Source organism: Caldalkalibacillus mannanilyticus JCM 10596, from assembly GCF_000615945.1.
GTDB classification, from domain to species: domain Bacteria; phylum Bacillota; class Bacilli; order Caldalkalibacillales; family JCM-10596; genus Bacillus_AT; species Bacillus_AT mannanilyticus.
On the sequence record NZ_BAMO01000014.1, the window covers coordinates 1 to 16,393 of the forward strand.

At 37.9% G+C, this 16,393-nt stretch carries 20 protein-coding genes and 2 pseudogenes; 20 read left to right on the top strand and 2 right to left on the bottom strand.

From position 1 onward, the window contains the following. The first annotated feature begins 159 nt into the window (after positions 1–159). From JCM10596_RS09485 to JCM10596_RS09515, 7 genes and pseudogenes are all read left to right on the top strand, one after another. Positions 160–489, top strand: a complete 330-nt coding sequence (locus tag JCM10596_RS09485; RefSeq protein WP_034681040.1) for a YunG family protein — start codon at positions 160–162, stop codon at positions 487–489. A 37-nt stretch (positions 490–526) separates the two neighbouring features. Beyond that, positions 527–1,012: a GNAT family N-acetyltransferase gene (locus tag JCM10596_RS09490; protein ID WP_025026927.1), complete on the top strand. Its 486-nt coding sequence runs from the start codon at positions 527–529 to the stop codon at positions 1,010–1,012. A 13-nt stretch (positions 1,013–1,025) separates the two neighbouring features. After that, positions 1,026–2,126: a D-alanine--D-alanine ligase gene (ddlA, locus tag JCM10596_RS09495; protein ID WP_025026928.1), complete on the top strand. Its 1,101-nt coding sequence runs from the start codon at positions 1,026–1,028 to the stop codon at positions 2,124–2,126. 41 nt (positions 2,127–2,167) lie between these two features. Beyond that, positions 2,168–2,715: pseudogene (locus JCM10596_RS24755) on the top strand (GNAT family N-acetyltransferase). Next, on the top strand, positions 2,693–3,160 hold the full coding sequence (locus tag JCM10596_RS09505; protein WP_025026929.1) for a DinB family protein: 468 nt from the start codon (positions 2,693–2,695) through the stop codon (positions 3,158–3,160). The pseudogene JCM10596_RS24755 and the gene JCM10596_RS09505 overlap by 23 nt, the downstream one beginning before the upstream one ends. Before the next feature lie 18 nt (positions 3,161–3,178). Continuing rightward, on the top strand, positions 3,179–3,694 hold the full coding sequence (locus tag JCM10596_RS09510; protein WP_025026930.1) for a GNAT family N-acetyltransferase: 516 nt from the start codon (positions 3,179–3,181) through the stop codon (positions 3,692–3,694). Positions 3,695–3,715: 21 nt separating this feature from the next. Further along, complete coding sequence (locus JCM10596_RS09515; protein ID WP_025026931.1) at positions 3,716–3,898, top strand: hypothetical protein; 183 nt, start codon at positions 3,716–3,718, stop codon at positions 3,896–3,898. A gap of 6 nt (positions 3,899–3,904) precedes the next feature. On the opposite strand, the gene JCM10596_RS09520 is transcribed toward JCM10596_RS09515, so the two are convergent. Then, on the bottom strand, positions 3,905–4,684 hold the full coding sequence (locus tag JCM10596_RS09520) for a class I SAM-dependent methyltransferase (protein ID WP_025026932.1): 780 nt from the start codon (positions 4,682–4,684) through the stop codon (positions 3,905–3,907). Positions 4,685–5,017: 333 nt separating this feature from the next. On the opposite strand from JCM10596_RS09520, the gene JCM10596_RS30170 reads away from it, so the two are divergent. The 13 genes and pseudogenes from JCM10596_RS30170 (at position 5,018) to JCM10596_RS09575 (ending at position 14,994) form a co-directional block, all read left to right on the top strand. After that, positions 5,018–5,308, top strand: coding sequence for a hypothetical protein (locus JCM10596_RS30170; RefSeq protein WP_234410463.1), 291 nt, complete (start codon positions 5,018–5,020; stop codon positions 5,306–5,308). Further along, positions 5,284–8,454, top strand: a complete 3,171-nt coding sequence (locus tag JCM10596_RS24760) for a carbohydrate binding domain-containing protein (RefSeq protein WP_234410464.1) — start codon at positions 5,284–5,286, stop codon at positions 8,452–8,454. The genes JCM10596_RS30170 and JCM10596_RS24760 overlap by 25 nt, the downstream gene beginning before the upstream one ends. Before the next feature lie 234 nt (positions 8,455–8,688). Continuing rightward, positions 8,689–9,426: a hypothetical protein gene (locus JCM10596_RS09530; RefSeq protein WP_025026933.1), complete on the top strand. Its 738-nt coding sequence runs from the start codon at positions 8,689–8,691 to the stop codon at positions 9,424–9,426. Between the two features lie 16 nt (positions 9,427–9,442). After that, positions 9,443–9,541: pseudogene (locus JCM10596_RS29745) on the top strand (class I SAM-dependent methyltransferase); the annotation flags it as partial. A gap of 17 nt (positions 9,542–9,558) precedes the next feature. Next, positions 9,559–10,359, top strand: coding sequence for an inositol monophosphatase family protein (locus JCM10596_RS09535; RefSeq protein ID WP_025026934.1), 801 nt, complete (start codon positions 9,559–9,561; stop codon positions 10,357–10,359). A gap of 2 nt (positions 10,360–10,361) precedes the next feature. Continuing rightward, positions 10,362–10,898, top strand: coding sequence for a GNAT family N-acetyltransferase (locus JCM10596_RS09540; protein ID WP_025026935.1), 537 nt, complete (start codon positions 10,362–10,364; stop codon positions 10,896–10,898). Between the two features lie 40 nt (positions 10,899–10,938). Next, positions 10,939–11,685 (top strand): CPBP family intramembrane glutamic endopeptidase, encoded by a 747-nt coding sequence (locus tag JCM10596_RS09545; protein ID WP_025026936.1) that lies wholly within the window; start codon positions 10,939–10,941, stop codon positions 11,683–11,685. A 28-nt stretch (positions 11,686–11,713) separates the two neighbouring features. Beyond that, positions 11,714–12,211, top strand: coding sequence for a GNAT family N-acetyltransferase (locus tag JCM10596_RS09550; RefSeq protein ID WP_025026937.1), 498 nt, complete (start codon positions 11,714–11,716; stop codon positions 12,209–12,211). Between the two features lie 50 nt (positions 12,212–12,261). Further along, positions 12,262–12,774 (top strand): DNA topology modulation protein, encoded by a 513-nt coding sequence (locus JCM10596_RS09555; RefSeq protein ID WP_025026938.1) that lies wholly within the window; start codon positions 12,262–12,264, stop codon positions 12,772–12,774. Between the two features lie 46 nt (positions 12,775–12,820). Continuing rightward, complete coding sequence (locus JCM10596_RS09560; RefSeq protein WP_025026939.1) at positions 12,821–13,336, top strand: GNAT family N-acetyltransferase; 516 nt, start codon at positions 12,821–12,823, stop codon at positions 13,334–13,336. A gap of 70 nt (positions 13,337–13,406) precedes the next feature. Next, positions 13,407–13,826 carry a metallothiol transferase FosB gene (gene fosB, locus JCM10596_RS09565; protein WP_025026940.1) on the top strand — a complete coding sequence of 140 codons (420 nt, stop codon included), beginning with the start codon at positions 13,407–13,409 and terminating at the stop codon, positions 13,824–13,826. Positions 13,827–13,861: 35 nt separating this feature from the next. Continuing rightward, positions 13,862–14,212, top strand: coding sequence for a hypothetical protein (locus JCM10596_RS09570; RefSeq protein ID WP_025026941.1), 351 nt, complete (start codon positions 13,862–13,864; stop codon positions 14,210–14,212). A 110-nt stretch (positions 14,213–14,322) separates the two neighbouring features. After that, positions 14,323–14,994 (top strand): YdeI/OmpD-associated family protein, encoded by a 672-nt coding sequence (locus JCM10596_RS09575; protein ID WP_025026942.1) that lies wholly within the window; start codon positions 14,323–14,325, stop codon positions 14,992–14,994. A gap of 120 nt (positions 14,995–15,114) precedes the next feature. Here the strand turns inward: JCM10596_RS09575 and JCM10596_RS09580 are convergent, their stop codons facing one another. After that, positions 15,115–16,251, bottom strand: coding sequence for an MFS transporter (locus JCM10596_RS09580; RefSeq protein ID WP_025026943.1), 1,137 nt, complete (start codon positions 16,249–16,251; stop codon positions 15,115–15,117). Between the last annotated feature and the right edge of the window lie 142 nt (positions 16,252–16,393).

The window sequence follows — 16,393 nt, forward strand, 5'->3', positions numbered from 1 at the left end:
CTTAGTTATCTATGCTGTGATAGAAACAGCGGTAAGAAGAGGTATTGATAGTTCAAAAACGAGTCAAAAGATCATAGAGTTACTAGAAAAAAATAATCGTGATGAGAAATAATAAAATCGCACAAGTTCAAAGGAGCACAGGATGAAATTACATCAAAAATGATCTTATCTCTTTTAAAACAAGCATGGTCTAGTAAGTCAAGCACAAAGTGGACGAAAGAGAATCCAGCCAAAGGGCAGTGTGGGGTTACTTCCCTTGTTGTTCATGATTATCTTGGTGGGGATATTTTGAAGACTCCTGTTAAAGATGGTTGGCATTATTATAATAAAACAAAAGATGGAGAGATTATTGACCTGACTCAATCACAATTTGATGTAGAACCCGAGTACCAACATCTACTATCAAGCAGGGAAGAAGCATATTCGGATACAAATGAGGAGCAATACGTGTACCTTAAATCCACTATGGAAGGCTTACTTAAAACATAATGTAATACTAAGGAGAATAATACAAGGGGAGATACAAATGGAATACAAGCTTCACACAATTGATGATCCTATCAGGAAACAAGTGGTAGACTTCATTACAATTCAATGGGGTTCTCCCAAAATCGTTTCACGTGGACATGTTCACTTAATGGATCAATTACCGGGAATTATTGCGATGAAAGACAAGGAGATTGTTGGGCTGCTGACTTATCATATTGTGAATGACGAATGTGAAATCGTTACCTTAGATAGTTTAGAAGAGAATAAGGGGCTAGGTAGTCAGCTAATTCATGAGATGGAAAAAATAGCGATTCAAGAGAAATGTAAGCGGTTATGGTTGATTACCACTAACGATAACACTCGTGCCATACGTTTTTATCAAAAAAGAGGCTATGACCTAAAAGCCTTACATAGACATGCAGTGGATGAAGCTAGAAAGCTAAAACCAGCTATTCCTTTTAGAGGATATGATGATATTCCTATTCAGCATGAACTAGAATTTGAAAAAAATTTAATTCAGTAAATTGGAGGTAATCATGGACAGAAAAATCAAGGTGGGTATTATTTTTGGCGGGAAGTCAGCAGAGCATGAGGTATCGTTGCAATCTGCTAAGAACATTATAGATGCCATTGATCGAGAAAAATTTGAAGTTCTGTTGATCGGTATTGATAAGTCAGGTAAGTGGCATTTAAATGAAAGCTCTACTTTTCTGTTACATGAGGAAAATCCTAAATTGATTCAACTAAACCATTCTAACCAAAGTGTTGCCTTGATTCCAGGGGAGGAAACGAACCAATTATTAAGTAGCAATAATTTTGAAAGCTTAGGACAGATCGATGTTGTTTTCCCTGTGCTACATGGTCCCCTTGGCGAGGATGGAACTATACAAGGATTATTGAGAATGGCTAATATTCCATTTGTAGGAGCCAGCGTATTAGGCTCGGCTGTTAATATGGATAAGGATGTAGCTAAGCGATTATTAAGAGATTCAGGGATACACATTGCTAATTTCATGACCCTATATAGACATACAAAGGATCAGTTCACTTTTCATGATGTGAAGGAGAAACTGGGCGTACCTTTCTTTGTTAAGCCAGCGAATCTGGGCTCTTCTGTAGGGATAAGCAAGGTGAAACATGAACAGGAATTTGCGGAAGCAATCAATCAAGCCTTTTTATATGATCATAAAGTAGTCATTGAAGAATGTATTACAGGAAGAGAAATAGAATGCTCTGTTTTGGGAAATGAAGATCCTATCGCTTCTGTTCCAGGCGAGATTCTACCTCAGCAAGAGTTCTATTCTTATGAAGCAAAATACATAGATGAAAAAGGGGCTCTATTACAAATTCCTGCTGATTTGCCGCCGGAAATAGCAAAAGAAATTCAACAGATCGCGACACGCGCTTATCAGGTTTTGTGCTGTGAGGGCATGGGAAGAGTAGATTTCTTTCTTACTGAAGAAGGTGAGATTATCTTAAATGAAATCAATACAATACCTGGATTTACTAGAATTAGTATGTATCCTAAGCTCTGGGAGGCTAGTGGGATTTCTTATTCTGATTTAATAACGAAGCTCATTCAGTTATCTTTGGACCGCCATAGACGGGATCAGCAACTAAAGGATTCTTATGTATAGTCAGTAGATTAGCAAGTAGACGAAAAGGAAGGGATCAAAACATGACAGGAAGAAAACTCTACTTAAGACCTATTCAGAGAGAGGATATGGAAAGCTTCTATCAAGCGACCCAATCTGAAGAAATTAGATATATGACAGGTACAAAAGAGGGAATTTCTAAGGAGCAAGTATACCAATATTTTGAGCGAATTAGTCAAGATGATTCACGTGTTGATTTGGCTATTTGCTTGTTAGAAGGAAATGTACTCCTAGGTGATCTATCTATTTTAGATATCGATGAAACAAATCGAAAAGCAGGTTTCAGAATCGCCTTACATCATACAGACTTTTTAAATAAGGGGTATGGAACAGAAGCTGTAGAAATAGCCCTACAATATGCTTTTGAGAAGCTTGCCTTAAACCGACTGCAACTGGAAGTATATTCTCACAATAAGCGTGGAATTAAAGCCTATGAGAAGGCAGGTTTAAAATAGAAGGAACGATCAGAGAATCCATATACCTTAATGGGCAATATTCAGATGAGATTATCATGGGAATGCTGTATAGAGAATATAAGGAGTTAATAAATGAAACATCTCTTCAAATATAATTGGGTCGTTCGTGACGAATGGATGGATCTATGTAAGCAAGTTACACATGATGAATTGGTACGGGAACGTGAGGGGGGAGTTGGCTCGATTCTTAAGACGCTTTTCCATGTCATAGATGTTGAATACAGCTGGATACGGGCAATAGAAGGAAAACAAGATTTAGAGCCTAAATACGAGAATTATATGTCATTAGAGTTGATACAAAAATTATCGAACGATTATCGCTCAGAGATCATTATTTTCTTAGATGATTGGTCTCAAGATGTAGACTTTAAAGAAATTGTCGTTCCTTGGTCAGATGAAGTTCATTATGGCGGTGAAATAATACGCCATGTGATTGCTCATGAAATTCACCATATGGGTCAGCTTTCTCTTTGGGCAAAGGAACTAGGAATTAAGCCACCTTCTGCAAATTTTATTGGTCGGGGATTAATGAAAGGGTAAAAAGAAAGGGGTGTTTACATGGTAGCTCAACTTACACAAATTAGAGACAATCAAAAAGAAAGATTTCTTAACCTGTATAATTTGTATCTATATGATTTATCTGGGTTTCTTGGTGATGATCCTAGAAGCGATGGAAAGTTTGATGCAAACCATGCGTATGTGTATATAGAAAAAAAAGAATTATATCCCTTTTTTATTGAAGCTGAAAATAAAGTGGTTGGATTTATTTTAGTTTGTGCTCATCCTTACGTACCAGAGGGAGTCGATTATACCATTCAAGAGCTATTCGTGTTAAAGAAATATCGTGGAAGAAATATAGCTACTCAAGCAGTAAAGTTGGTTTTTGATCAATTTCAAGGCAGATATAAGGTGGAACAGCTAAAAATAAATAAATTAGCCACTACTTTTTGGGATAAGGTGTATAAAGACCTTACTATTGAAACGACTAGGGGAGAAGAGAGTATAGAGATTGAGGGGATATCTGGAACTCATAAATTAGTTTCTCAGATATTTGATATACCCAGTAGCCAATAAATATATATTCAGGGTGATATAATGGAGTATTCTTATGAAATAATCATACCAAATGTCATGTTCTGGTGGTTTTTTCTGTTTGTCCTTGCTAGATTGATGCGCAAAACCACTCAGAACACCTGGGAAAAAGATCTGCTTGTTTCATTGATTCAGGGTATGATGATTATGATTCTAGTGCCAGTATTAGCGCATGTGTTGAAATAGAAACACCTAATAAGCTTGTGCAATCCAGATTGTCCATAAGTCTTTTTCAATCATTTTTCCTGTGGTATCTGGAAGCCTATCCCTTATGAAGGCTACCAGTTCACAGAGTTGCTCATCAGTTAGTTCATGGAGAATGGAACGACCTGCTCTGAGCAATAAATCTTTTTCTAGTTCTTCAAAATGAAGATATTCACACCTTGTTTCCCATAATGAAAGCTGTTTCTCTAAGCGAAATCCATTCGTTTCTAGTGCTTTTTTTACTTGACCTGAATCATACCTGCGAGAAACTTCAGTGTGGATTAGATGGGGGAATTTTTCGAAAAAATAGCCTCTAATATGGTTTTCGCTCCCAGGAACTAGACAATCTTGGGGAGTTCGGTCTTGAATGATGAGGAATCCTTTTTTCTTTAAAACGCGATATGCTTCTTTGAAACAAGCATCGATATCCTTCAAATGGTGGATTAGTGCTCTTTCCAAGACGATGTCAAGCTGATTGGCTGGAAGAGTTGTCTGATAAGCATCTCCTTGTCGGAATGTTACATTATCGATAGCATGGCAATATTCAGCAGCCCCTTTTAACATAGCCTCAGAAAAATCTACACCGGTAACATGTGCTGCTCCCATAGAGAGTAGGGCTTTGGTATAAATCCCTCCCCCGCAGCCGATATCTGCCATTTGTTTGTTTGATACATGTACATTGTTGTGGATTAATTGAATCCAAGAATCATCAGCAGTACGCGTGGTATAGGATGATTTATTTTTTTCATCATGAAAATTTATGGTCATCTGATTCCCTCCTTCTACATTTTATTTTACTATACGAAACATAGTTTCATTTTTTGTTATTCTAGATTTACCTAAAAATAGTTCTATTTAACTAAGATGTCTAATTCGATGGTCCTGATATTAACAACTTTCCAAGAGAAAATAGTCGTAAAGAATGAACTTTCTTAATATTTGAATAATATATCTTTCCATTTCAACATTTTATGGTATAGTAATATTCGAAAACGTTTTCAATAAGAGGTAGAGGGGAGGAGAGTGCTTCATATTTTTTTATCTTATTGTGCAATCGGTTGCGCATAAAAAAGAAAAAACTTAATCTAGGGGGAATGTAATATGAGTCGTGTCCGTAAAAGAATGTATGTATCTTGGTTATTAATGCTAGTGCTAGTGATTTCTTCGTTTGTTCCTTTTTTACAATTAAACGGAGCTTCAACTGTGTATGCAACAGAACAACCATCGAATTTTTCGTGGGATAATGCAACTGTGTATTTCGCTATGACTGACCGTTTTTATGATGGAAATTCGGCAAATAACAATTCATATGGTCGTCCGCAGCAAGATGCATGGGGAAAAATATTGGAACATTCCATGGAGGAGATTTGCAAGGGCTTACAAATAAATTAAACGAAGGATATTTTACTGATTTAGGTATTAATGCGATTTGGATTACAGCGCCCTATGAACAGATTCATGGCTGGGTTGGTGGTGGAAAGGATGGAGATTTTGCACATTATGCCTTTCACGGATACTATGCATTGGATTATACAACCGTAGATCAAAACATGGGTACGGTTGAAGAGATGCGAGAATTTGTTGACACAGCGCATTCCAAAGGGATTCGTGTTGTACTGGATATCGTTATGAACCATCCTGGCTACAATACATTAAAGGATATGGAGCAGTATCAGTTTGGAGATAGTCAAGTTAATTCTTCTTGGACACCTAGTCAAGGACAAACATGGCATAGTCATCATGAGTTCATTAACTATAATAATGCTCAAGCATGGTCAAATTGGTGGGGAGATTGGGTAAGAGCTGGATTAGGAGGATACCAGCCATGTGGTAATAGTGAAATTCAAATGTGTTTAGCTGGGCTACCTGACTTCCGAACGGATTTAACTCATAGTGTTGGCTTGCCTAAGCTGCTTCAAAGAAAATGGGATCAAGAAAGAAATGGTTTTGATCAGTGGATTGTTCCTGCTGCAAGGGACTTGCGCCAGGATTTAGGACTAGCTCCTGCTGATTATATTGTGAAATGGCTTTCGGCATGGGTTGAAGAGTTTGGCATTGACGGGTTCCGTGTGGATACAGCTAAGCATGTTGAAATGTACCGCTGGGATCAATTAAAACAAGCAGCCAATGAAGCTTTGTGGACATGGAGAGAAAATAATCCTCATAAGCCTGGTGCAAGCTGGGGAGATGACTTCTGGATGGTGGGAGAAGTATGGGGACATGGAGTTGGACGAAGCAATTACTTTGATAATGGCTTTGACTCTATTATTAATTTTACCTTTCAAGGTGAGCATGGAAATGGTCCCGCTTACAATATGAACAGTATGGAATCTACCTTCGCCCATTATGCTGGTAGAATTAATTCCGATCCTACTTTTAATGTTCTAAGCTATATTTCACAGCATGACACAATGCTTTTTCCACGAGAGAGATTAATAGATGGTGGAACTTATTTAATGTTACTACCAGGAGGAGTTCAGGTTTTTTATGGGGATGAAACGGCGCGTCCGTTTGGACCAACTGGATCAGACTCCCATCAAGGAACACGTTCTTCTATGAACTGGAATTCAAAAAATGAACAGGTTCTTAGTCATTGGCAGAAGATGGGGCAGTTTAGAAATAATCATATAGCGGTTGGAGCAGGTGAGCATAACCAAATTTCAAGCAGCCCATACACTTTTAGCCGGACGTATCAACAAGGACAAGTGGATGATCGTGTTGTGGTTTCCGTAGGAGCCAGTGGGGCAACAACACTAAATGTTTCCTCTGTTTTTCAAAATGGAGAAGAGGTTCAAGACTTTTATACAGGTCAAAAGTCTACCGTCGTTAACGGTCAAGTAACGTTTAACGCTCATGCAAATGGAGTCATATTAGTAGAAAGAGTAAGAAGCGCTCTTCCAATCGTTTCTGCAACACCAGATGGGGGAGAGTTTGATAGTGAAGAAATGGAAGTTATATTGTACGTAAATAATGCGGAGCAAGGTTTTTATACAATAGATGGCTCCGATCCAAGCATTGAGGGGATCGCTTATGAGAATGGAACGGCATTAACGATTGGATCAGATTTAACCGTCAATGACTCCCTTACCCTCAAGTTATATGCTGAAAATGATCTAGGTAATAAAAGTGGACAATATACTTTTACCAAAGTGCCTTCTTATGCAAGCGTTTTCGCAACCCCTCCTGGAGGGACATTTACTTCTGCAAGCATTGAAGTGACACTAGGAGCAAAGAATGTCACAGAAGCATTTTATACGTTAGACGGCAGTGATCCGCAAGAGGGGATTCCTTATTCCAATGGGGAGGTTCTTGTAATAGGAGAAAGTGCTCAGCATGGTGAACAGATTACCCTACGTTTGTATGCCGAAAATGAATTTGGCGATGTAAGTGCAGAATATACGTTTACAAAAGTAGAGGGACTAACTATTCATTTTAAGAAGCCTGCAACCTGGGGCAAACCACAGCTTTATTACTATGGAACGAACCCTAAGGTGACAGAGCCAACATGGGCAAATGCTCCAGACATGACTCATATCGGTGGCGATTGGTATTCTTACACGATTTCAGGTGTTGAAGCAGCGCATATCATCTTTAAGGACAAACAAGGGAACCAAATGCCGAATCGGAATGCGCCTGGATTCTTAAGAGATCAAGAAGGTTGGTTTGATGGTTCCTGGCACGATAAAAATCCGGATGAGCCAGTCGTACCTCAGCATCCTAGCAGTGGTCAAGTCACAAGCCTGACTGATTCTTCAGCCGTTCTAAACTGGTCTGCCGTGCAAGGAATTGTAGAGGGGTACAGAATATATGATCACTCTGGAGAATTAGTAGCTGATACGAGTAACGTAACCTTCCAATTAAGTGAACTATCCCCTGAAACAACCTATTCTTATGTGATTACTGCTTACAATTCTGTTGGTGAATCACCAGAAGGCTTAGCGATTGAGTTTACAACAAAATCAACGGGTTCAGAGGATGGAAAAGTGACGATTTACTATAATGGCTTTTCTTCTCCTTATATCCATTATAAGCCCATAGGCGGAACATGGACGACAGCACCAGGGGAAAAAATGTCCCCTTCCGATATTGCTGGCTTTTATAAAATTACAATTGATGTAGGGGATGCGGAGGGGTTAATTGCCGCCTTTAATAATGGAAGTGGACAATGGGACAATAATAATCGCAATGATTATACATTTGGACTTGGAACGTATACACTCGTTAATGGTGAAATTAAAGAAGGGGAACCAAGTCAAAACTATGTCACGATTTATTATCAAACGGGCTGGTCCAATCCTCATATTCACTATGCAATCAATGGAGGGCAATGGACGACTGCACCGGGCGTGAAAATGAGCCCTTCTTCTGAATCCAATGGTTACTCATCTGTTACAATCGATCTTGGCTATCAGCAAAAAATAGAAGCTGTATTTAATAATGGAAGTGGACAATGGGATAATAACAGAGGTAGAAACTATCAATTTGGAACGGGTGTTTATACCTTATCTTCTGGACAAATCAAACAAGGAAATCCATAAACAAAAAACTCTCTAAACTAGAGTTAAAGCCCCTTACCTTTAGTACCCAATACTAGGTAAGGGGCTTTTAGTTGCTGTTGTATTTACTACAAAGTGGAATTAATATAATATAGATGAAGAGTAGGATTATATATAGCAATATGTTAAAAAATGATAGGTAAACAAGGGCATGGAGCAAAGGGGAAATCCCCTCTGTTTTTGTTGCATGATACATCTATAGATGGGGGAAATAACATGAAGTATTTTGTTCGATTTTTTATCATTATTCTACTACTAGCAATCATTGCATTTTTCTTTTATGCTTACACTGAAACGTATGGACTGCCTTGGAAAAGAGCAGAAGTGAAAAGAGAAGCCATTATATATATGAAAGAAAAGTATAATATGGATGTCGAAGGAAAGGGTTGTTATAACTTTAAGTTCAATAAATACTTTGCAAAAGTATACAATGTTCTTGATGAGAATAAAAATGTAATCAATGTGAAGAAATATAATCGAACAGATGAAAAGGGACAGTATTTAGGAGTGGAGCTTAGTGATAACTATAGTATTGTCTATTGGGAAAATGAGATAAGAAAAGAGCTAGCAGCAAATTATCCTCGCTTGTATCAAAATGATACGATCGATAAAATTTTTATTTCTACTACATATGGAACAAGGTCTTTGGAAGAAGGAGTAAGTAATGATCAGGATGAAAATGGAGTGTTTATTCCGTTAAAACCAGATGATGACTATACCATAAGAATTCTTTTAACTAAGAATGATTTTTCAGATGATTTTTTACAGGAGCTTTTAACGGTGGTGCAAGATCCTAACCTGCATCCACTGGTTTCGGAATTATATACATCGCAGAATTCTACATATAGAGATCATAACGACAAAGAGAAGGAAAAGTATATTTTATTAACGCGCCAGCAATTTAAAGATATTCATAGTATTGAGGATTTGAAGAAGGAAATAGCGCATTGGTAGCGATAAGGGAATAGAAGGGTTTATTTATCGTTCGTACCGATTTGATCACCGTAATCAAGAAGGAAATCTAGGATTTGTTTCCTTGATCGTTGATGCTATAAAGCCGATGGAATAATCATAATGGAGGTTCTGATGGAAGAGATCCAAAAAAAAGCGAAAATACTAGCGAGTGAGGTGATTGTAGAAGCAGGACAAATAGCAAAGGAGCGTTTTGATCATTTCACCTCTTTGGAAGAGAAAGGGGATTTTGGAGATGTGGTCACAGAAGTTGATCACTTAGCAGAAGAAGTAATTTTACGGGAAATCCAACGTGTGTTTCCTGATCATCGTGTTCATAGTGAGGAAGCGGGAGATAATGGACAGGAAAGTGATTGGCTATGGCTCGTAGACCCATTAGACGGAACGAATAATTTTGCTATTGGCTTCCCTGTGTTTTCTTCTTCCATCACATTAATGTATAAACACGAACCTGTGCTTGGAGTCATTTATGAGCCGATGGTCGACCGTTTATTTGTGACAAGTAAGAATGGAGGGGCTTTCTGTAACGATAAAATAGTCACTATTAAGAAAAAAGAGAATCCTGAGCGCTTTACCATTGGGTGGATACAAGGACACATCGTTCAGAACGAAGAAAGAGCGGTACGACTTAGGCAGTACATAGATATTCATTGTAAAAGAATGATGAGACTTTGGGCACCAACTCTTCAGTGGTGTATGCTGGCTAAAGGGGATATTGACGGAATCATCCTGTATAACTCGGAGGGAGATGATTTATATTCTGGATTACTAATGGTTAAAGAGGCTGGAGGGATTGTACTAGATTTTGAAGGACACCCATTTACCGGTATGAGTAAAGAGCCTTATCTCATTGCTTGTCATCCAGATCATCAGGATCATTTTTTGAATCTCGTACATAACGGATTGCGAGGATGAACATGTATATAGAAACAGAGAGGTTATGTATTCGCCAGTTTGTAGAGGAAGATTGGAAAGATGTATTGCATTACACGTCAGATCCTATGGTAATGAAATACATCCCAGAAGGTGTGTTTTCTGTAGAAAATGCCAAGGAATTTGTTCGGAAAAATAAGGGCGAACAATCGGAAAAATTCCCTGTGGTGGTAAGGGAAGAGAACATTCTGATCGGTCATATGGTTTTTCATAGGTATTTTGGTGAACATACCTATGAGATCGGTTGGGTATTTGATCAGAACCATCATAACAAAGGGTATGCTTCAGAAGCAGCAAAAGCAGTATTGCAATATGGATTTGAGGAGAAGAAACTACACAGAATCATAGCCACATGCCAGCCGGAAAATGTCCCATCCTATCGAGTCATGGAGAAGATAGGGATGAGAAGAGAAGGATTCTTTAAGAAGTGTATCCCGATGGGCAACGAATGGTGGGATGAGTATTATTATGCGATCTTAAAAGAAGAATGGGATGTACAAAAGGGGCTTCAAATTTCATGATTCAAGGCTTGAGTGATTTTTTACATATAAGGAGATGGCTATGCATTCGAATCTAAGAGTCTTCGGCATATTTTTCATTCTTGTTATCTTAAGTTATTTACCATTTTTATTTCGGTCAGCTATTAGTTTTGTTCTATTTGCTATCTTATTTTTTGCTGTGTTTCCTTTTCTGCTTAAGCTTTCGGGATTGCAGGGATTGAAATCTATCGGGCTTCATTTACATACTAAATGGAGGGCTTTCTTACTTCTAGGGGTAGGGATTGGAGTACTTTTTAATACATTGGTCTATATGGTTATTAGGTCAATACATGAGGTTGAAATGACCCTGCCTACAATACAAGACATGATTCTTATTATCTTATTTGCTATGGCTACTGCGGGTTTTTCAGCATTTTCAGAAGAAATGATTTTCAGAGGGTATCTTATTAAACACTTATCCTCTAGAATTCCAATCTACTTGGTTACAGGTGTTGTAATTACTATGTTTACCTTATATCATCTTCCCCAATGGGGTTTACCGACTCCTTATTGGATAAGGTATGCGGTTATGGCGTTGGTCTTTACCATCCCATTAGTCATAACAAAATCACTTTGGCTTAGTGTTGGGCTTCATTGGGGAGGAAATATGGCATTCTACCTCTTATTAAGTGAACATGGTTTTCTATCTGTGGAAAAATCAATGCAAATGGTTGAAAGTATTGGTTGGGTTTCTGCATGTGCTGGATTCATCCTATTAATTGTGATGTATCCAGTATCCAAATGGATGGGAGGTAGAAGAGATGTGTAATGATGTAAAGAGTATAGGGGGATTCCGAGTGATCATAAGAGAAATCAGAGAAGAAGATGCAGAAAACTATCTTGAATTTAATAATAGATTACTAGCAGAAACCGATTTCTTGTTATATGAATCAGGTGAAAGATCCATGAGTGTAGAAGAACAAAAAGAAAGGATTAACCGCCTCTTATCGAGTGAGCGTTCAATGATTTTAATTGCTGAGGATAATGACAATATCATTGGTCATATTGGAGCGATCGGGGGTACAGCAAGACGAAATAGGCATTCTCTCTACATTATTGTTGGAATACGAAAACAGTATCACGGCAGGGGAGTGGGCACAAGACTATTTGAAGAATTAGAGAATTGGGCAAAAGAAAAGGATTTTCACCGCTTAGAATTAACAGTAATGGCTCATAATGAAGCAGCAATCTCCTTGTACAGGAAGAGGGGATTTGAAGTAGAAGGAACGAAGAAGCATTCCTTGCTGGTCAAGGGAACATATATAGATGAACTCTATATGTCCAAACTAATCTAGTACATATAACTTTTTAGGAGCATCAGCATTAGAAAGGAGGCTCTGAGAAAATGGAAAAAGTGCTGGTTTTAGGATGTTCAGGCTCAGGAAAGTCAACATTCTCGCAACAATTGGGAGAGCTGACAGGGCTGCCTGTGGTTCATTTGGATTCATTATTTTGGAAGCCGGGCTGGGTTTCTTCTGATGAGTCAGAGTGGAATGAAACGATTGAGCAGCTACTTAAGAAGGATCGCTATATCTTGGATGGGAATTATTCAAGGACACTTGAAGAACGTTTAAAGGAAGCAGATAGCGTGTTTTATTTTGATTTTCCTAGATACCTCTGTTTCTATCGTGCAATAAAGAGAAGAGTTCAAAATCATGGGGTAACAAGACCAGATATGAGAGAAGGATGTATAGAGAAAATAGATGTAGAGTTTTTATTGTGGATTTGGAATTTCAATAAAAGAAATCGCCCTACAATTATGAAGTGCTTGGAAGAGGTGCGTTCAGTTAAGCAAGTTGTCATTTTTACCTCACCAAAGGATGTAAGCAAGTATATTCAAACACTAGTACATAAGTAGATGAAAGAGTGTCATCATATTTGTTTATGAAAGGAGTTATTTACATATGGAATTGAATGTGACGTTTGAAACAGAACGCTTATTCTTCCGTCAATACTCGATGGCGGATCTTCCTTTTTTACTTACCATGACAAGAGATCCAGATGTAATGAAATTTATTGGGGAAGGGCGAGCTTTGAGTGAAAAAGAAACAGTAGAAGGTTTGGGACGATTTATTAAATCTTATGAGGATAAAGAACATACAGGCTTGCTGGTTGCTATAGAAAAGGAATCCCGAAGCCCTATTGGTCATGCAGGGTTAATAAAGCAAATGATTGAAGGGAAACAAGAAATTGAGATTGGCTACTGGTTGGCTAAAGAATATTGGGGCAAGGGATATGCCACAGAGGCAGCTGTGGGGTGCAAAGAATATGGATTGTCGAATTTGGGAAAGAAAAGGCTCGTATCCATTATTCAATTGGAAAATCATCCATCCATGAATGTTGCCCGTAAGAATGGGATGCAATTTGAAAGAACAGTGTCATTTAGGGAGAAAGAAGTTGCCCTATATTCCATAGGCTAGATAAAAACTAAACAAACCAACATACATATACGCAATCAGAGAAAAATTATTTCTAAAAAGGAGTTGCTATATGGAATTGCAGGGAATTAATCATTTATGTTTTTCAGTATCTAATTTAAACCAATCAATTGAATTCTATGAGCAAGTATTTGGAGCTAAGATCATAGTGAAGGGAAAGAAGCTAGCTTACTTTGACTTAGCAGGCTATTGGGTTGCTTTGAATGAGGAAATCGATATTCCTAGACATGAGATTCATCAGTCATATACACATATTGCATTTTCCATAACAGATGCTCATTTCGATCAGGCTGTAGAGAAATTGAAGAAACAAAAGGTGAACATCTTACCAGGCAGAGAAAGAGATGAGCGTGATTGCCGTTCTATTTACTTCACTGATCCTGATGGACATAAATTTGAGTTTCATACAGGTGGATTACAGGATCGCTTAGACTATTACCGAGCTGAGAAAGGACATATGACCTTCTACTAAATACTTGAGAGAAAATAGGGAGGGGTACGTTACAGATGGAAGTCAATCCTCAGAAATCAACAGATATAGAAATTATTACGAAGAAAAACATAGAGCTAAGAACCTTGTTAAATTGGATGGGAATCGTCATTTTTCTGGGATGCTTAGTAACCATATGGACGATGCCTCTATCTCTCAATCGTGCCTTGGAAATCACTCAAAATGAGGAAATTATCATGAGTCCAAAGAAAATAAAGGAGCTATTGCTATTTGTTTTTGGCTCAGCTATCGTTTATTTTTTTCTTGTAAACTTTTACTTTGTGGGACGAATATGGAGAAAGATATTTTTTGTGAGCCTGATTCTTTTTATTATTTTTAGCTTATGTATGGTGGTTTCTCTGTATTAAAAAGAAGTAATACATTTGATTGTAAGAGAATAAAGGTTTTTGTATTATTGTGAATTCATATGGTACATTGGATAGAAGGGTATCACTATCTGCAATGGAGGAATAACTAAATGAATTCACAAAGAAGCATCATTGATAAATTGAGCTTAAATAAATATCCAGCTAAACTTATTCTTAACAAACCGGCAGATATCGTAGATTTCGATGAATTAGAATACGATTCCGTAATAAAGCAGGAAAAATATGATTTGGTTTTTATCTTCGTATTTAGTCTTGAGGAGTTTAATCGATCTCTACAGATGGTGATTAATAACCAATTAATCTCCGAAACGGGCTACTTGTATTTTGCCTATCCTAAAAAAAATAACCCTCAATATGATGAGTTTATAGATCGTGATGTCCTTTATAACCAAATTCCAGTAGATGAGCAAGGTTACGTGCCAAATAGCCAGTTAAAGTTCTCCAGAATGGTGAGTTTAAATGAAGTCTTTACCACAGTAGGACTAAAATCTGAAAAAAAGAAAAAGACAACCAGTTCAAAAGCAAGCCAATGTGTAGATGATTATATCCATTATATTGAGGATATTAAGCAGTTTTTTAAAGCAAAACAAGATACTTTAGATCGCTACGAACAGTTAACCTTTGGATACCAAAAAGATTGGGCGAGATATGTCTTTAGTGCCAAGAAAAAAGAAACGCAAGACAAAAGACTGCTGGAAATGGAAAAAATTCTGGCAGAAGGGTATAAGTCTATAGATTTGTATAGAAGAAAACAGAAATAAAATCCTCTTTTACATCTAAAAAATGTAACGACATGAATCCTTTAGCATGTTTGTTACATTTTTTTGTGATGACTAGTCAGGATATTTCTTATTCCAACGGTGGAAGCTGAAAACTGATGATTACGAGCTTACTGGAAGGGTCTTTCTTCTATGAATCAAGTAGGCTAAGAACAAAAGACTCGCAGAGCCGATAAGAAACCCTTGATCAGGAGTTACATTTAATGCCCCTACTGTGAGAGGCCCCACGACAACACCTAGAGAAAAGAAGGCATAGAATAAGCCAAAGGCTCTTCCACGTTCTTCTGTGGTTGTTTCATCAACGACAAGTGAATTCATCGCAGGAAATAAAATAGCAAAACCAGCGCCATATAGAGTCATCGCCCCTAGTAAAAAGGGAAGACGTTGAACCTGACTTAATAGCAATAGAGCAGAGCTAATCATCAAGATCCCATAGACCATCGGTTTAATTCTTCCCAATCGATCTGAGAGTTGATTTGTAGGCAGCAAAAAGAAAACAATGGCTGCTAACCCATAGGTACTCATCAGCATCCCAGTTGAATCACTTCCCATGCCTAATTCCTTAACTTTAAGAGGAAGCGCTAAGGTCAGGATTCCGACGGAGAACATCAGCGAAAATGAACCTAAGTACGCCTTATTCAATAAACTATGTTCTTTTGGTTTAGGAAAGTAGCCTTTGATCTCTCCAGTATTACGTTTTTTATAATTTTCTGGCAAGAAAACAATGACCAGTAGAACAGTAAGAAATACAATAGCAGCAATACTGAAAAATACCCAGTTTAGTCCGAATTTCTGTGACATGATCCCAGCATAGGCAGGTCCAATAATGGCGGCAATTCCGATCGCTGCTCCAGAGTAAGCCATGGATTTACCTTGTGAACGATCTTTGATTTGATCACTGAAGTAGGTGAAGACAGCTGGTACCAGTAGTCCACCGCCCACTCCGTGCAAGAGTCGAACTAAAACAAGCTGGGTAGCTGTGTTGACGAAGGCATAGCACAGCATACTGCTCCCAGCAATCAACATCCCTAGTACAATGATTTTTTTTCTTCCTGTCTTATCAATCCATCGTCCTGCTACAATATTCCCTAGCATATTGCTAAAGGAGTAGATTCCTACGGCAAGACCAATCAGAAAGGAGCTTGCCCCTAATTCTTGAGCATAGGTAGAAATAATCGGAAGCTGTGAAAAATTATCGAAGAAGCTAATAATAATGACAAAATAAAGAAAGTAAGCCACGTGAAGTACCCCTTTACTACTACTAAGATATGTATCATACGAAGATCAATACCATCATACCATATCTTTTTTCCTGATAAGAACAAGAAACCCTCAGTTTGCACTGAGGGGATAAGCGAGTTTCGTATTATTGACAAAGTTG

What these genes read in the sequence shown, in the direction of transcription:
- JCM10596_RS09485 (WP_034681040.1), top strand. Translation starts at nt 160, where the DNA reads ATGATCTTATCTCTTTTAAAACAAGCATGGTCTAGTAAGTCAAGCACA.
- JCM10596_RS09490 (WP_025026927.1), top strand. Translation starts at nt 527, where the DNA reads ATGGAATACAAGCTTCACACAATTGATGATCCTATCAGGAAACAAGTG.
- ddlA (WP_025026928.1), top strand. Translation starts at nt 1,026, where the DNA reads ATGGACAGAAAAATCAAGGTGGGTATTATTTTTGGCGGGAAGTCAGCA.
- JCM10596_RS09505 (WP_025026929.1), top strand. Translation starts at nt 2,693, where the DNA reads ATGAAACATCTCTTCAAATATAATTGGGTCGTTCGTGACGAATGGATG.
- JCM10596_RS09510 (WP_025026930.1), top strand. Translation starts at nt 3,179, where the DNA reads ATGGTAGCTCAACTTACACAAATTAGAGACAATCAAAAAGAAAGATTT.
- JCM10596_RS09515 (WP_025026931.1), top strand. Translation starts at nt 3,716, where the DNA reads ATGGAGTATTCTTATGAAATAATCATACCAAATGTCATGTTCTGGTGG.
- JCM10596_RS09520 (WP_025026932.1), bottom strand. Translation starts at nt 4,684, where the DNA reads ATGACCATAAATTTTCATGATGAAAAAAATAAATCATCCTATACCACG.
- JCM10596_RS30170 (WP_234410463.1), top strand. Translation starts at nt 5,018, where the DNA reads ATGAGTCGTGTCCGTAAAAGAATGTATGTATCTTGGTTATTAATGCTA.
- JCM10596_RS09530 (WP_025026933.1), top strand. Translation starts at nt 8,689, where the DNA reads ATGAAGTATTTTGTTCGATTTTTTATCATTATTCTACTACTAGCAATC.
- JCM10596_RS09535 (WP_025026934.1), top strand. Translation starts at nt 9,559, where the DNA reads ATGGAAGAGATCCAAAAAAAAGCGAAAATACTAGCGAGTGAGGTGATT.
- JCM10596_RS09540 (WP_025026935.1), top strand. Translation starts at nt 10,362, where the DNA reads ATGTATATAGAAACAGAGAGGTTATGTATTCGCCAGTTTGTAGAGGAA.
- JCM10596_RS09545 (WP_025026936.1), top strand. Translation starts at nt 10,939, where the DNA reads ATGCATTCGAATCTAAGAGTCTTCGGCATATTTTTCATTCTTGTTATC.
- JCM10596_RS09555 (WP_025026938.1), top strand. Translation starts at nt 12,262, where the DNA reads ATGGAAAAAGTGCTGGTTTTAGGATGTTCAGGCTCAGGAAAGTCAACA.
- JCM10596_RS09560 (WP_025026939.1), top strand. Translation starts at nt 12,821, where the DNA reads ATGGAATTGAATGTGACGTTTGAAACAGAACGCTTATTCTTCCGTCAA.
- fosB (WP_025026940.1), top strand. Translation starts at nt 13,407, where the DNA reads ATGGAATTGCAGGGAATTAATCATTTATGTTTTTCAGTATCTAATTTA.
- JCM10596_RS09570 (WP_025026941.1), top strand. Translation starts at nt 13,862, where the DNA reads ATGGAAGTCAATCCTCAGAAATCAACAGATATAGAAATTATTACGAAG.
- JCM10596_RS09575 (WP_025026942.1), top strand. Translation starts at nt 14,323, where the DNA reads ATGAATTCACAAAGAAGCATCATTGATAAATTGAGCTTAAATAAATAT.